Raw genomic sequence first — 14,764 nt, forward strand, 5'->3', positions numbered from 1 at the left:
TAATGATAGAATCGTATGAATAATATTCAGAATATATATAATAAGGTATCTTCATCAAGCAAAGTCTTGATGCTGAGTGCACTTCTCTGTGCTTCAAGCTCAGTCTTGGCACAGGAGCAGGTGCTCAAAGGCCGAATCGTCAACAGCCAGGGTGAACCAATCCCTGGAGCTGTTGTCAACGTGGCAGAGGAAAGCCGCATTGCCCTGACCGACAAGGAAGGTTACTTTACATTGAAGAAGGTAACTCCTAGCGATGAAATCTGCGTAAGTAGCGTAGGTTACAAGAATGCGCAGGAGAAGGTGACAACTTTTGACGGTACATACGTCATCAAGATGGAAGATGATGCTGACGAGTATGAGCATCTCGCTCCTGTTCCTTTCGGCGAGCAGAAAAAGAAAATCTTGACTGATTCCCGTTCGGTTGTTTCAGGCGAGGAATTGCAGAAGCATCCTGTTACCATTCTTCAGAATGCCTTCACCTCAACACTGAATGGTGTGCAGACCTACGAATGGTCTTCTGAGCCAGGATGGTCGGAGAGCTTCCTCTTTATCCGTGGTATCCGTACCACCAACCAGAGTGCCCGTTCTCCACTGGTTATCGTGGACAACGTAGAGCGTGACCTCTCCTTCCTCGATGCTTATCCTATAGAGAGCATCACCGTACTGAAGGATGCTGCCGCTTCTTCTATCTATGGTATGCGTGGTGCCAATGGTGTAATTATGGTAACCACCAAGCGCGGTAATGCCGGTAAGACTAAGATTGATTTCACTCAGGAAGTCGGTTTCCAGACCCTCGCCAACAAGATGGAGGTTCAGAACTCTTACAACATGGCATTGACCCGCAACCAGGTACGCTATCTGAGCGGTATGGATCCGATGTACACCCAGGAACAGCTCGACAACTATAAGTTTGTATGCGATGGTGGCCAGTTCGCCGATGATGATATCCGCAAGTACCAGTACTTCAATACATCTTGGGCAGACCAGTTGTATCGTGATGCTGCGCCACAGTACCGTACCAATCTGCAGATCAGTGGTGGTAACCAGCGTGCCCGCTACTATGTAAGCTTCTCTTACCTGCGCCAGGAGGGTATGTGGAATACCGAGGGTACTGAAATGAATGATGGTTACAGCACTCAGCACGTACTGAACCGCTGGAATCTCCGTTCTAATATCGATATCGATGTATCCAAGTATCTGAACGTATCTCTCGACTTGGGTGGACGTATTGATAACATCTCTCAGCCTTCTGAGGGCGTGTTCAACCTCGTTACCTTCGGTGTAATCGAGGCAAACCCTATGGCTCCTACCCATAACCCTGACGGAAGTATCTATTCTTCATCTACAGCCAACAACCCGGTACGTTACCTGGGTGGTTCCGGTTTGGAGAAGAACCGTCGCCGTAACTTGTATTCTACCTTGAATGCCAAGTACGATTTGAGTCCTGTATTGAAGGGCTTAGGTTTGTTCGGTACAGTCAGCTTCGATGCATACGAGACTTTCGAGTCAACACAGTCTGCTCAGATGGATTCATGGAACTACGACTATGATACTCCTGGTATTACAGATGTCAGCCAGTTCAAGTATACCAAATATACAACCAAGAAAGCTTTGAGCAACCCATCAGCTAATCAGCGTGGTTACTACTACAACCTGAATCTGTTTGGTGGTGTAAGTTATAAGAACAGTTTCGGTAAGCACAATGTAGATGCCCGTGCCTTTGCCCGTTACTACCGTAATGAGGAAGCAGGTTCAGATTACGTAACCCAGCGGAGTGCATCTTCAAACCGATATCTGGCATACAACTTCCAGGGAACATACGACTATGCCAACAAGTATATCGCCTCAGTCAACCTCTCTCGTATGGGATGTGACAACTTCTCACCAGACGATCGCTGGGGAACCTTCTGGGGTGCATCAGCAGGATGGGTACTCTCTGAGGAATCCTGGATGAAGAAACTTGGTTTCATCAATCTCTTGAAGCTTCGTGCTTCATACGGTGAGGCTGGTCAGTCAATCACTGGTGCAGGCCGTTACCCATATCAGAGTATCTATGGTTCAGCTACTGGTTACGGTTTCGGTTATAACGCAACTTTTGTGAATGGCTATGCTGAGAGCAAGACCGGTAATGCCAACAGTAAGTGGGAAATCTCCAAGATGGTAAACCTCGGTGTTGACTGGAACCTCTGGAACAGCAAACTCTATGGTAGTTTCGATATCTTCAAGGAGTGGCGTTCAAACATTCTGGTAGATCGCTCTAACGTTTCATCAGACGTGTTCGGTGTGCCATTGGCACAGGATTCATATGGTAAGGTTGAGAGCCGCGGTTACGAACTTGTACTCGGTCATCGTGGCAATATCGGTAAAGACTTCAAGTACTTTGTCGAGGGTCAGCTCACTTTCAATACCAACAAAATTACTGATATCGATGAGACCGAACCTGATGTAGAGTGGCAGCGCAAGGCTGGTCATAGAATCTATGACAACACCTCTGTAGCTCAGATTTATCAGGAGGCGCAGACAGGTACAAATCGCGTAGGTGGATGGAATATCTATAAGTTCGAACAGTGGGCTTCAGATCCTAATCTGATTGCAACCTCTCAGCAGGATGCCATTGACCATCCAGAAAAGTATCCATACAACAGCTTCTCTAACGGTAAGCAGCAGTTGGGTACAGCAGTCTTCAAGGATATCAATGGTGACCGCGTGATCGACTCAAAGGATATGGTGCCAGATTCATACACCATTATTCCTGAGATGATTCCAACCTTCAACTTCGGTTTCGAGTATAAGGGCTTCGATGCACGCATGATAGTGAATGCTTATCTGCGCCGCTCAGTATTCTTATCTCCAGCTATCGGCTACAGCGGATGGAGTAACATGGGTACTCACGAGGTTACCAAGGCTTGGGGTTACTACACCGACGATCCTTCAGATCCTCGTAACGTGAATGCTACTTATCCACGTCCTGTTTGGGGTGGTTTCGATGCAGTAGATTCTGACCGTGATACAGGTTCTTATCAGAACGATATCTGGGTACGTAATGGTAACTTCTGGTCTATCCGTAATATTGAGGTAGGATACTCTTTGCCTGCTAAGTTGATTTCTAAGTTGTGGATGACTAAGTGCCGTATTTACTTCAGTGCTTACAATATTGCCACCTTCAGCAGTCTGCCAGATGATGTAGACCCAGAGAAGCCATTGAGCTACTGCTGGTGGTATCCAAAGACAAAGTCATTTACATTTGGTATTAACATTGGTTTCTAATCAATTTTATCAAAAACGAATATGAAAAAGATATTAGTAAATATATCGTTGGCGATGCTGGCTGTGGGAGGTATGACCTCCTGCAGCGACATCCTCGACAAGGAAGTCGATTTGACTTATACTGATGAGAACATCTATGGCAATTACGACCGTAGCCGTGGTGTCTTGGCAAATGCCTATACCTATTTGCCTGATGCCTTCGCCGGTTATACATGGGATGATGCCTTGGGTGCATCACGCGACTGTATGACCGACAATGCCATTGGCTATTGGAATGGTCTTTATTATAAAGGTATTCAGTTGGATACATATAATTCAAAGAACCATTATTTTGCCCAGCGTTATTGGAAAAATGACCTTGCTGGTATCCGTGTATGTAACGACTTCTTGTCAAAGGTTCGTGAAAGCGTAATTGGTAATGCCGAAAAGTCTGGTGATGATAATCATCTCTACGACCGCTACAAGGCTGAGGCACGCTTTATCCGTGCCATCCTTCACTTCGATCTGATTAGCTACTTCGGTGCTTGTCCTATCGAAGACCATGTGTTGACCCAGGCTGAGGCTGGCGCACTTACCCGTACTCCAGCCGCTGAGGCTCTGAAGTGGGTAGCTGATGAGTGTGATGCTATCATCCAGAGTGGTGCACTCCCTTTCCGTTATAGTAATGAGAACGAGAACTGGGGACGCATCAATGGTGCTGCAGTTTATGCCTTGAAGTCGAGAGCTTTGCTCTATCGTGCTTCTGCACTCAACAATATTACAAATGATGTAACCTGGTGGCAAGAGGCAGCTGATGCAGCTTTGGCTTTTATCAATGCCAATAAGAGCTCTGCTAATCCTTACCGCTTGTATACTACTGATGGTACAGAGACTGGTGACCCTAGTAAGAATTACTATGAGTGTTTCACTTCTACTCCTCACCTCAATAACGAGTATATCTTGAGCCGTTCTGAGTGGACAACTAACCAATTGGAGTTGAATAATGCTCCTTGTGGTTTCCAGGGTAATGCCAATGCTCATGGTCGTACTAATGTAACCCAGAACCTGGTGGATGCCTACGAGACAATCAATGGCTTACCAATCGACCAAGATCCAAGTTATGACGATCAGCATCCATATACCAACCGTGACCCACGTTTGGAACAGTCTATCTTCCATCATGGAAGTATCTGGGGCGATAAAAGTCAGGATGAAGAGCGTGCCGTTGATGTTTCTGTTGGCGGTATGGATTATGCTGATCTTCATGGTGGTACAAAAACAGGTTACTACAGCAAGAAGTTCGTTCATAATATGAGTTACAAGAATCCTACTAATTACGTAACAGCTTGCCCTATCTTCCGCTATGCAGAGATTCTCCTGAATGCAGCAGAGGCTTTAAACGAGGCTAAGGGTCCTGATGCTGCTTACCAGTATGTCAATCAGGTTCGTAAGCGTGTAGGTATGCCAGCTTATCAGGGCATGACCAAAGAGCAGCTTCGTGAGCGTATCCGTAATGAGCGCCGTGTAGAACTTGCTTTTGAGGATCATCGTTTCTTTGATGAACGTCGTTGGAAGTTGTTTGATGCTCAGACTCCTTCTTCTGAGAAGACTTTGCCACGCTACAAGCAGGTTTACAATCTCTACAATGTCGTGGTTACTCCTGATGAAAGTCAGGTTTATACTTATCGTAATGATATTCCTGCACGTGCGTTCGTTACTCCAAAGAACTATCTCTTACCTGTACCAGACGAGTCTTACAAGAAGACTCCTAGCTTAGGACAGAATGCAGGTTGGGAACTCTCAGATGCTCCAAAGAAGGACGACACCACTGAAGGTGGAGATAACACTGAAGGTGGCGAGACTACTGATGGTGAAACAACCGGCAAGTAATCTTTGTCGATATACATTATTATATTTTAGGTGAGGTCTATGGCGAAAACACCATAGACCTTCCTTGGTTTTAAAAAATCATATCTTAAACTTGAAATCGTATGAAGAAGTTATTACTTTCTGTCATGAGTCTGATGGCGATGAACGGAGCTATGGCTCAGACGGCTGTCGGCGATAATGATCTGGCTAATGCATACGCTACCCAAACGATAACAGGGCGCATTGCGGTGCATGACCCTTCTATCGTGATGGATGTTACGGGCTCTACCACCAACCCTAAATATTATATCTACGGTACGCATCTGGGCAGAGCCAAGACTTATGCTACGCGCAACTATCAGATATGGAACACCTTTAAGACGGGTGAGGAGAATGCCGGAACCAGTAACAGTCTTTTTGCTGACGTGAATGGTAAACTAGTGAACTTCAAGGATGCTTATTCCACCCAAATGGTGAAGAAGGTGAAGAACTATAAGGGCGAGGAAGTCGATTTTCCTAACTTCGATGCCCATGCCTGGCAGGCGAAAGGCAATAATGTGAAAGGCATGCAGTGGGCACCAGACGTCATCTACAACAAGACCATGAAGAAATGGTGTATGTATATGAGTCTGAATGGCGACAACTGGTGCTCTACCATCGTGTGCTTTATATCCGACGACCTCGAGGGACCCTGGATTTATCAGGGACCAGTGGTATGCTCAGGCTTTTCGGGAAGATATGCCCACAATGGTTTCGCAGCCTCAGGTGACTGGAAGAATACCGACTTGGCGATTGCTACAGGTTGCACATCCCTGCCTCAGCGATACAACACGGACGAATGGAGTCCTTATGGTCCCAACTGTATCGACCCATGCGTGTTCTATGATGACGATGACAATCTCTGGATGAGCTATGGCTCATGGTTTGCAGGCATCTTCATGATTAAACTTGACAAGGAGAATGGTCTTCGTGACTATACTTATACCTACCCATACCAGGTGAAGGGAGTAACAACTACAGCGGGAGCGGCAGATGCAAATGCTACCAGCGACCCCTATTTCGGCAAGAAGATAGCTGGTGGCTGGGGTGTTTCCGGCGAGGCAAGCTATATCCAGAAGGTGGGCAAGTATTATTATCTCTTTATGAGTTATGGTGGTTTGACGGCTGCTGGTGGCTATCAGATTCGTGTTTTCCGTTCGGAGAAACCTGACGGACCTTATAAGGACTGTCTTACTTCAACGGGCATTGATGCCATGTATGGCAAGTATATTCTCAACTTCGGTGGCGATGCCAAGCGCGATGAGGGTGTGAAACTCTTCGGCAACTACCAGTGGGAAACCATGCCTAATGCTGAACTGGCTCAGGGACATAACTCTGCCATCGTAGACCATAAGGGACGTGCACTCATCGTTTATCATACTCGTTTTAATAACGGAACCGAGGGACATGAGGTTCGTGTACATCAGCTCTTCGTAAACCAGGACGGCTGGCTGGTTGCTGCTCCTTACGAGTTTAGCGGCGAAACTTATACTGATAATGATATTGCTACCCAGCAGCTCTATGGTGCAACAGAGGTAGAGGGCGATTATCAGATCATAGCTCACCCTTATCGTCAGAATACGGCGGCAATGGCTTATGAGAAACCTGTTACCATCCATCTCAATGCAGATGGTTCTATCTCGGGTGAGTATACCGGAAAATGGGAACTGGTGAGCGGTACAAGCTACATCAATCTTACCTTGAAGGGTGTTGCTACAGCCAATGCAGAGGTGAAGTTCAAGGGTGTGCTTACCGAGCAGACCATTGATTATACCAATATCAAGGCGCTCTGCTTTACAGCCCTCAGTTCTTCTGACGGTTTGGCTACATCGGGTGGCGCCAGTTTGCAGACTCGCGGCTTGAGTATCTGGGGAAGCAAGGCTGATGCCAAGGCGGCTATCAAATATACATTGGATAAGACCAGTGTCCCTTTCGCAGATGGTGCAACTTTGAATTCAAAGCCAAAACTCCCAACAGAGGGGCATCTCGGTGCTACCATTTCATGGAAATCAAGCAATCCTTCTATTCTGACCGATGAGGGCGTAGTGAAGGGCAAGGGTAAGGTAACCATGACCATGACTATCAGCAAGGACGGTTATGAATATACTAAGGATTATACCCTGAACATCGATGCTGAGGCAGAGGAAACGACTCCGGTTTACTATCCTGTTTCTGCACAGAAGAATACAACTTCAGGCTGGTGGAGCAACTTCTCTTCTGATTATGTCTTGAAGTCAGGCAAGAAGGCTGAGTTCAAGTTCTATAATTATAGTGATGAGGTTAATAATTGGGACAATTGGGTATTGGTTGCTGCATCGGCATCTCGTGGAGCTTCTAATTATGCAGAGTATTTCGTGCTTCGTAACGACAATTATGCATGGTTTACAAAATTGGGTGGTAACACCAAGGAAAATACAGCCAATGTGCAGTTTACCTTGGACAATAATTTCGATTGGACTAATTTCAAGCAAGATATGAATGGTTCTTTGGTCGATATGGTTGTTGAGTATGTTGCAAGCGGTACCATCAAGGTGAATGCTACGATAACAAAGAATAAGAAAACTTATAATTATGCCTTTAGTATGACTTCTAACACAATTAAGGGAGACGCAACTCTCTTCTTCGTAAACGAGAAGTCCTACATCGACGGCTCAAGCCTTTCTACAGGCATCTCGAACCCTATCATCATCCAGAAGAAGAATGATGGCAAGTGGTACAACCTCTCCGGTCAGCAGGTAGACAAGAGCTACAAGGGTGTAGTGATTGTGAACGGAAAGAAATTTGTGAACAAGTAATTCTCTTATATATATAATAAGGTGTAATTATATGAAGATTTCTAAAATACTATTGGGAGTAGCAATGATTATTGCTGCTCCTGTTGTAAAAGGTGGTTGCCAGATGATGGCACAGAATGCTCCGCAGGAACCGATTGTGGTAGATACTCCTTTTGTCCACGACCCCGTAATGGCGTATGAGAATGGCAAGTACTATCTCTACTGCACAGGTCATGGCATCACGCAGATGACTTCCACCGACCGCAAGCATTGGACCATCGTTCCTCAGGGCGTACTCAAGAACAGCGAGATTCCGGCATGGACGCATGATAGTGTGCCTGGTTTTACCACGCATATCTGGGCTCCGGATGTCATCCGTTTTAAGAACAAATGGTATCTGGCTTATTCCTGTTCCACCTTTGGTAAGAACACATCTGCCATCGGTTTGCTCAGCAATACCTCCTTATCTGATAAGGATGGATGGAAGGATGAGGGCTGCCTCGTTGCCTCCAAGGGTGATAGAGACAACTGGAATGCCATCGACCCTAATTTCATCGTTGATGAGAAGGGAACCCCTTGGCTTACCTGGGGCTCTTTCTGGGATGGCATCCAGATGATCAAGTTGGATAAGAAGACGATGCATGTCAAGAAGGGTGCCAAGCCTCAGACCATCGCCCGTCGTCATGCCGTGGGTGATGCATCAGCAGAACCGAATCCTACTTCTAAGTTTGCCGGCACCAATGCCATCGAAGCTCCTTTCATCATGAAACATGGTGGTTATTACTATCTCTTCGTGAGCTGGGATTACTGCTGCCGTGGTATCAAGAGCAACTATCGTGTTGCCGTAGGCAGGAGCAAGAAGGTGGCTGGTCCTTATCTGGATAAGGATGGCAAGGACATGCGCAATGGCGGAGGTACGCTGATTCTGGAAGGCGATAAGAAAGAATATGAGGCGATGGGCCATTGTTCTGCCTATTCCTTCCCCGATGGTGATTACTTCTTCTGTCATGGTTACAGCGTGTCAAAGAATGGCGCCAGCATCCTGGTTCAGAAGAAAATCAACTGGACGGAAGATGGGTGGTTGACACTAGAATAAAAAAAGTTCTAATCCTTACCATAAAGCTCTTCTATGAGTATAGAATTAAAGTGTTAAAACTAAGTTAAAATTGCGTTTATTCCGCTACGAACGATAAGAAAATGGTTTCGTAGCGAAATAAACGCTATTTTCTTTCGCTATTTCCGAAATTAGTCGTATATTTGCAGCGAACCAATTGGGTATGATTATGTGTGAAATAATAGGTAGAAAAAAAGAAATAGCAGAACTGAAGCGTTACTACGAAAGTGGTAGGGCTGAGTTTGTGGCTGTGTATGGTCGTCGCCGTGTCGGTAAAACATTCTTGATTGATGAGGTGTTTCATGATGATATGGTGTTTCATCATACAGGATTGTCGCCTTACGACCGTCGCCGGAAGGTAACCTTGAGAGACCAGTTGCAGAATTTCTATTTCTCGCTTCTTCGTCATGGTATGGAGGATATCGCGCAGCCTAAGTCGTGGATGGAGGCTTTCTTTTTGCTGGAACGTTTTTTGGAAACTTGTGATAATGGTTCCCGACAGGTGGTATTTATCGATGAGTTGCCCTGGATGGATACGGCTCGTTCCGGTTTTCTTATGGCATTAGAGGCTTTCTGGAATGGTTGGGGCAATATGCGTCATAATCTGTTGCTCGTAGTCTGTGGTTCTGCCACCTCCTGGATGCTTGATAATCTAATCAATAATAAAGGAGGATTATATGGCCGTTTGACAGGCGAAATCAAACTGTCGCCGTTTACATTGAAAGAATGCGAGGAGTTTTATCAGAGCCGTGGCATCAAGATGTCCCGTTATAATATTACGCAGGCTTATATGATTATGGGGGGAATTCCTTTCTATATGAATTTCTTTAATCCATCCTATAGTCTGGCTCAGAACATAGATGCCTTGTTCTTTGACCGTCAGGCGAAGCTGGGGGATGAGTTTGACAGGCTCTTCAATTCTGTGTTTGATCATGCAGAAGACAGCATGAAGATTGTGCGCTTTTTGGGTACCCGTCATGCTGGTTTCACCCGTAAGGAGATAGCAGAGCATACCGGTTTGAACCCGAATGGTGATTTTACCAAGATGCTGAAAGCCTTGATGGGCAGTGATTTTGTGGTGAAATATACTCCTTTCGGCTTCAGTCAGCGAGAGGAGTATTATAAGCTTATTGATTCCTTTTGCTGGTTCTGGCTTCATTTTAAGGAGAAGAAGGCTGTAAATCAAACTGATTACTGGCAACAGCATTTGAAGGAAAGCGATGTTGCCTCATGGCGTGGCATTGCTTTCGAGGAGGTTTGTTTGAAGCATATTTCACAGATAAAATATGCTCTTCATATAGGTGCTGTGTCTTCGCTGGAATCTTCGCTCATAGTGAAGGGAAGCGAGGAGACTGATGGCATGCAGATAGACTTGCTGATAGACAGGGCTGACGATGCAGTGAATGTTTGCGAGATGAAATTTTATAAGGCTCCTTATGCCGTGACCAAGGGCTATGCTCAGGTGCTGAATAGCCGTTTGCAGGCTTTGGAAGAAAAGAACCCTGCCAAGACATTCCTCCTTACGTATGTGGGAAATTCTGAGCTGGTGAGTAATGAATACTCCGATATATTCCGGGCTTCAGTAACACTGGATGATTTGTTTGTTTGAATATCCCGAAACTTGTAAAATAAGGCGTTCTGTGTAGTTAAAAACATGTAAAATAAGGCATTCTGAAATCCTGAAACTTGTAAAATAAGGCGTTCTGTGTAGTTAAAAACATGTAAAATAAGGCATTCTTCATTATTTTTTCTTATCTTTGCATCCAGATAAAGTAAGAGATATTATGCTGGATAAGAGAAACTTAGAACAGATTCTTTCTGATCAGCAGGAAGAACTGGAGATACGTAGAGGCGAAACTTTGTGTCATCGACCAGAAGAGGCGCAGATAGACTTGGGCAGTACGCAGGCTCAGGTCGTGATAGGTGTGCGCCGTAGCGGCAAATCTACTCTATGCTTCCAGGCATTGGAGAAAGTAGGTGTGAAATACGCTTATGTAGATTTTGACGATGAGCGGTTGGCTAACATCCAGGCAGAAGATTTGAACGATGTTCTGGAAGTGTTGTATAAGATATATGGTGATTTCAATTATCTGTTTCTTGACGAGATACAGAACATCGAGGGCTGGCACCTTTTCGTGAATCGTATGCTTCGCAGGAGGATGCATGTCATTGTAACAGGTTCTAATGCCAAACTTCTGAGCAGCGACCTGGCTACTCATCTCTCGGGGCGCTGCAAGGAGATACCTTTGTTTCCATTCTCCTTTTATGAGTATTGTCTGATGAAAGAGGTGGATACGGAAGGAATGACTACCAAGGTACAGGCGTTCAGGAGAGCTGCCTTCGATCATTATCTGAAACAGGGAGGATTTCCTGAGCTGCTCGTTATCGGCGAACACCAGAATTATGTGAAGAATCTGGTAAGCAATATTCTGCAGAGAGATATCGAACAGCGTTTCAAGATAACCTATCAGGCCACCTTCGAGCAGTTGGCTCATCATTTGCTCAATGTGGCTCCGGTCATCGTGTCTCCTTCGGAACTGTCGGCTACACTGGGGGTAAAATCGGAACATACCATCAAGAATTATATCGGCTATATGAAGCAGGCTTATCTGCTGCTGGGGCTTCAGAAGTATTCTGCCAAGAGCAAGATGAGGATAACCCAGGAGAAGGTGTATCCGATAGATGTGGCTTTGATGGATCAGCGAGATAATGCGCTGGTGGGAGAGAATCTGGGATGGAGATTGGAAACCATTGTTTATCTGCAGCTGGTTAGAACTTATAAGCCGCAGGGGTATGATATCTATTACCTGAGCGACCGCTCGGGAGAATGCGATTTCGTGGTTTGCAAAAACAATCAGGTGAAACAAGCCATTCAGGTATCGTATGACATTTCTTCACCCAAGACTCGCAAACGGGAGATTGAAGGATTACTTCTGGCTCATCGCAAGACGCAATGCACCGACCTGCTGCTGCTCACCGACCATGAGTACAACCAAGTTACAGAAAAAGGCCTTGACATCAAGATACGACCGGTATATGACTGGGTTGTGGAAATGGGGAAGAGAATATAGAGATAATATTGAAAAATTGAGAAAAAACAATCGTAATATAAGAAATGAACAAATTAAAAGCATTATTGGGTTTCGACCCAAAGACTACTACGGTCAAGACGGAGTTGATAGCTGGTATGACTACCTTCCTGCCCATGTGTTACATCCTGGCAGCAGGCTTTGGCTGTTTCTGCTCTTCAATTATGTTTTCGGTTAATTAAACGACAGATTTTTCAAAATTATTTTGATTGGTGATATTTAGAGATAATATTCTTGTTTAAATAGAGGAGTTTCGGAAAAAAATGGTATCTTTGCAGCGGCTAGAAGTTGGAAAAGTGGCAGAAAATACCCCAAAAAGGGTTGGAAAAGCTCCGTAAAGCCTATAAATTATGGTAAGAAAAAGTGATATAGATATGCTTAACAGAAAGATATACAGCTATTTACGCAATTTCTTCAAAATGGAGAAGAAAGCTCTTCTCGTTTCTGGTGCTCGTCATGGTTGGCAAAACCTTCGCTATCCGGAAGGTTGGAAAGGAATGCTTTGCGGATGTAGTGGAGTTCAATTTCCTCAATAATCCTAAGTATAGAGAGGCTTTTAAGTCTCCTTCTGATGCTAAGAAAATCCTCCTGCTCCTTTCTGCCTTGTCTGAGAAAAAACTTATTCCAGGCACAACTCTGGTTTTCTTTGATGAGGTGCAGGAATGTCCGGAGATGGTTACTGCCATCAAATTCCTGGTAGAAGAGGGTAGCTATCGCTATGTAAGTTGTTCATGAGCGATGTAGGATTGTTGGCAAGCCAGTATGCTGCCAATATAGCGATAGACTTACTTACGGGTAAGACAGAAATTAACAATGGAGCCATTTATGAGAATTTTGCTGCACAAGAATTACGTGCCCATGGTTATAATCTTTATTATTTCAATAACAAGAAGTAGGGTGAGCTGGACTTTGTTATAGAAGACAGAGGTGAGGTCTTGCCGATAGAAATCAAGTCGGGCAAGGATTATAAACGTCATAATGCACTCTTTAATGTGATGAACAATGAGGAATACGCTATTCCTCGTGCCATAGTTTTCTCTAATGGCAATGTGCAGGTCGTAGGCAAGATTCTCTATTACCCTATCTATATGTTAATGTATCTTCAACCCGAAATGATAAAGAAACCGATATTCAGATTTGAGCCAATATAGGCTTTTATTATTTTCAAATTGATGATAACGCTGGAGAATGGTCTATATGACACGATGAAAAGTTGCATATAGAGAGTGTTAAATCTTGGAAAAACGGACAAGAAGAGGATGTGTCATATTCCATGGCACACCCTCTTTCGTTTATATATACTTGTCTGGTTGGAAAAACTATATAGCCTTTACCTTTATATCATCCAAGAGGAGGCGATTTTTGCCTTTCCCTTTTCCTTTCAGACTACTATTCCATGCAACACCACCCACGAACAGCAGTTGAGTATCCTTGGTGGCTCCCTTAATGCGGAAGGTAAATGTGGCGCCAGGTTGCATCCAAGGATTGTAGTCTTCGCCGTTCTCATTCTTTGAAGAATTCGGATAAACCGTGATATCGAATGTTGCGGCACGATATGATTTCTCATTAACTGTCATATCTACGAGATCCTGACCTTCTATCGTTCCAGGTCCCTCTATCATCACTCTCATGACACCATCATCCTTGGCTCCACCCTTGGAAACATATCCGATACTCTTGAATGTAACTTCCACATCGGAAGTTCCTACTATATTGCTTAATTTTGGCGACAGGGCATCACCTGCCACATTCGTCTTTCCCAGTTTCAGATAGCCGAGTCCACCATACAGACATGGGTTTGAGATGCCTAGCGTAGTCCAGCCATGTGATAATTCTTCTTCTGTCCATACGTCGATACCTTGTTCCGGATAGTTGTAATAATAATCCTCTTTACCTTCCTGCATCCAGTCGAAGCGCTCGTTGAGATAGATGCCGGCATCTGCCTGGGTGATGATGGTAGAACTCATGACGGAAGCATATTCTCCCACACCGTTACAGGTCAGGGTGACAGAACGGGTATCATCGTTATTTTTATCGAGAGTAAGATAAACGCTGTCTGTTCCGCAGGAATCTATTTTTATCCAGTCTGGCTGTTGATTCAACTCATCTTTCAACTGAGTAGTCCATTCTATGTTATGACTGACAGGAACCTTGATCTGTCCACCCGTAGCCAGGACCTTATATCCATTCTCAGCATTGGCAATTGCGATGGTAGGAACATCAGCAGCCTGCTCTATGGTGTAAGGAACATCCTGTTTCTGACCATCTACAGTAAAAAACAATCGTGCAGAACGGGATGTGAACTCAGTATTTTTATCCACCCAAAAGCGGAAGATGCCATCGGCACTACCTTCGTTGGCGAAGAGATGCACCCATTGTGCATCATCTGGATTTTCCAGTTGAATATTCCAGTCTTTGTTTGAACGGATGACAACTTTCGCCAGTTTAGACTTTGAAATACCAGCTGCTGGTACGTTTACCTGCGTTTGCTCGGTTTCCATTTTGAAGTAGCATGCTTCATCATTGTCGTTTGCGCAAGATGCAAGTAGTGTCATTGCCAGGGAAATGGCAAAGGTAAAGCAACTGGATATGATATTTTTTTTCATCATGATTTTCGTATTTTACTTTTAATT

Annotated in this window: 11 protein-coding genes; 10 read left to right on the top strand and 1 reads right to left on the bottom strand. The window is 44.7% G+C overall.

Annotated features, from left to right (window positions below; genetic code table 11):
• Nucleotides 1–15: 15 nt before the first annotated feature.
• From RCO84_RS15610 to RCO84_RS15655, 10 genes are all read left to right on the top strand, one after another.
• A complete protein-coding gene (locus tag RCO84_RS15610; RefSeq protein ID WP_317585624.1) occupies nt 16–3,267 on the top strand; it encodes a SusC/RagA family TonB-linked outer membrane protein in 3,252 nt (1,083 codons plus the stop codon).
• A 21-nt stretch (nt 3,268–3,288) separates the two neighbouring features.
• Nucleotides 3,289–5,136 (top strand): RagB/SusD family nutrient uptake outer membrane protein, encoded by a 1,848-nt coding sequence (locus RCO84_RS15615; protein ID WP_317585625.1) that lies wholly within the window; start codon nt 3,289–3,291, stop codon nt 5,134–5,136.
• A gap of 101 nt (nt 5,137–5,237) precedes the next feature.
• The gene (locus RCO84_RS15620) at nt 5,238–7,949 is read left to right on the top strand and encodes a glycoside hydrolase family 43 protein (RefSeq protein ID WP_317585626.1); all 2,712 of its coding nucleotides are present in this window, start codon (nt 5,238–5,240) and stop codon (nt 7,947–7,949) included.
• 103 nt (nt 7,950–8,052) lie between these two features.
• Nucleotides 8,053–9,024, top strand: a complete 972-nt coding sequence (locus RCO84_RS15625) for a family 43 glycosylhydrolase (RefSeq protein ID WP_317585799.1) — start codon at nt 8,053–8,055, stop codon at nt 9,022–9,024.
• Between the two features lie 187 nt (nt 9,025–9,211).
• Entirely contained in the window at nt 9,212–10,651 is a 1,440-nt protein-coding gene (locus RCO84_RS15630; protein ID WP_317585627.1) for an AAA family ATPase, read from the top strand.
• 175 nt (nt 10,652–10,826) lie between these two features.
• On the top strand, nt 10,827–12,113 hold the full coding sequence (locus tag RCO84_RS15635; RefSeq protein WP_317585628.1) for an ATP-binding protein: 1,287 nt from the start codon (nt 10,827–10,829) through the stop codon (nt 12,111–12,113).
• A 44-nt stretch (nt 12,114–12,157) separates the two neighbouring features.
• Nucleotides 12,158–12,313: a hypothetical protein gene (locus tag RCO84_RS15640; protein WP_287796946.1), complete on the top strand. Its 156-nt coding sequence runs from the start codon at nt 12,158–12,160 to the stop codon at nt 12,311–12,313.
• 274 nt (nt 12,314–12,587) lie between these two features.
• Complete coding sequence (locus RCO84_RS15645; RefSeq protein ID WP_317585629.1) at nt 12,588–12,866, top strand: AAA family ATPase; 279 nt, start codon at nt 12,588–12,590, stop codon at nt 12,864–12,866.
• Nucleotides 12,863–13,027 (top strand): DUF4143 domain-containing protein, encoded by a 165-nt coding sequence (locus tag RCO84_RS15650; protein ID WP_287587261.1) that lies wholly within the window; start codon nt 12,863–12,865, stop codon nt 13,025–13,027. The genes RCO84_RS15645 and RCO84_RS15650 overlap by 4 nt, the downstream gene beginning before the upstream one ends.
• Before the next feature lie 39 nt (nt 13,028–13,066).
• Complete coding sequence (locus tag RCO84_RS15655; protein WP_287587264.1) at nt 13,067–13,282, top strand: hypothetical protein; 216 nt, start codon at nt 13,067–13,069, stop codon at nt 13,280–13,282.
• A 168-nt stretch (nt 13,283–13,450) separates the two neighbouring features.
• Here RCO84_RS15655 and RCO84_RS15660 read toward each other — a convergent pair whose 3' ends face one another.
• Nucleotides 13,451–14,740: a BACON domain-containing protein gene (locus RCO84_RS15660; protein WP_317585630.1), complete on the bottom strand. Its 1,290-nt coding sequence runs from the start codon at nt 14,738–14,740 to the stop codon at nt 13,451–13,453.
• Nucleotides 14,741–14,764 lie beyond the last annotated feature (24 nt).

It is taken from the genome of Segatella copri, assembly GCF_949820605.1.
Classification (GTDB): Bacteria; Bacteroidota; Bacteroidia; order Bacteroidales; family Bacteroidaceae; genus Prevotella.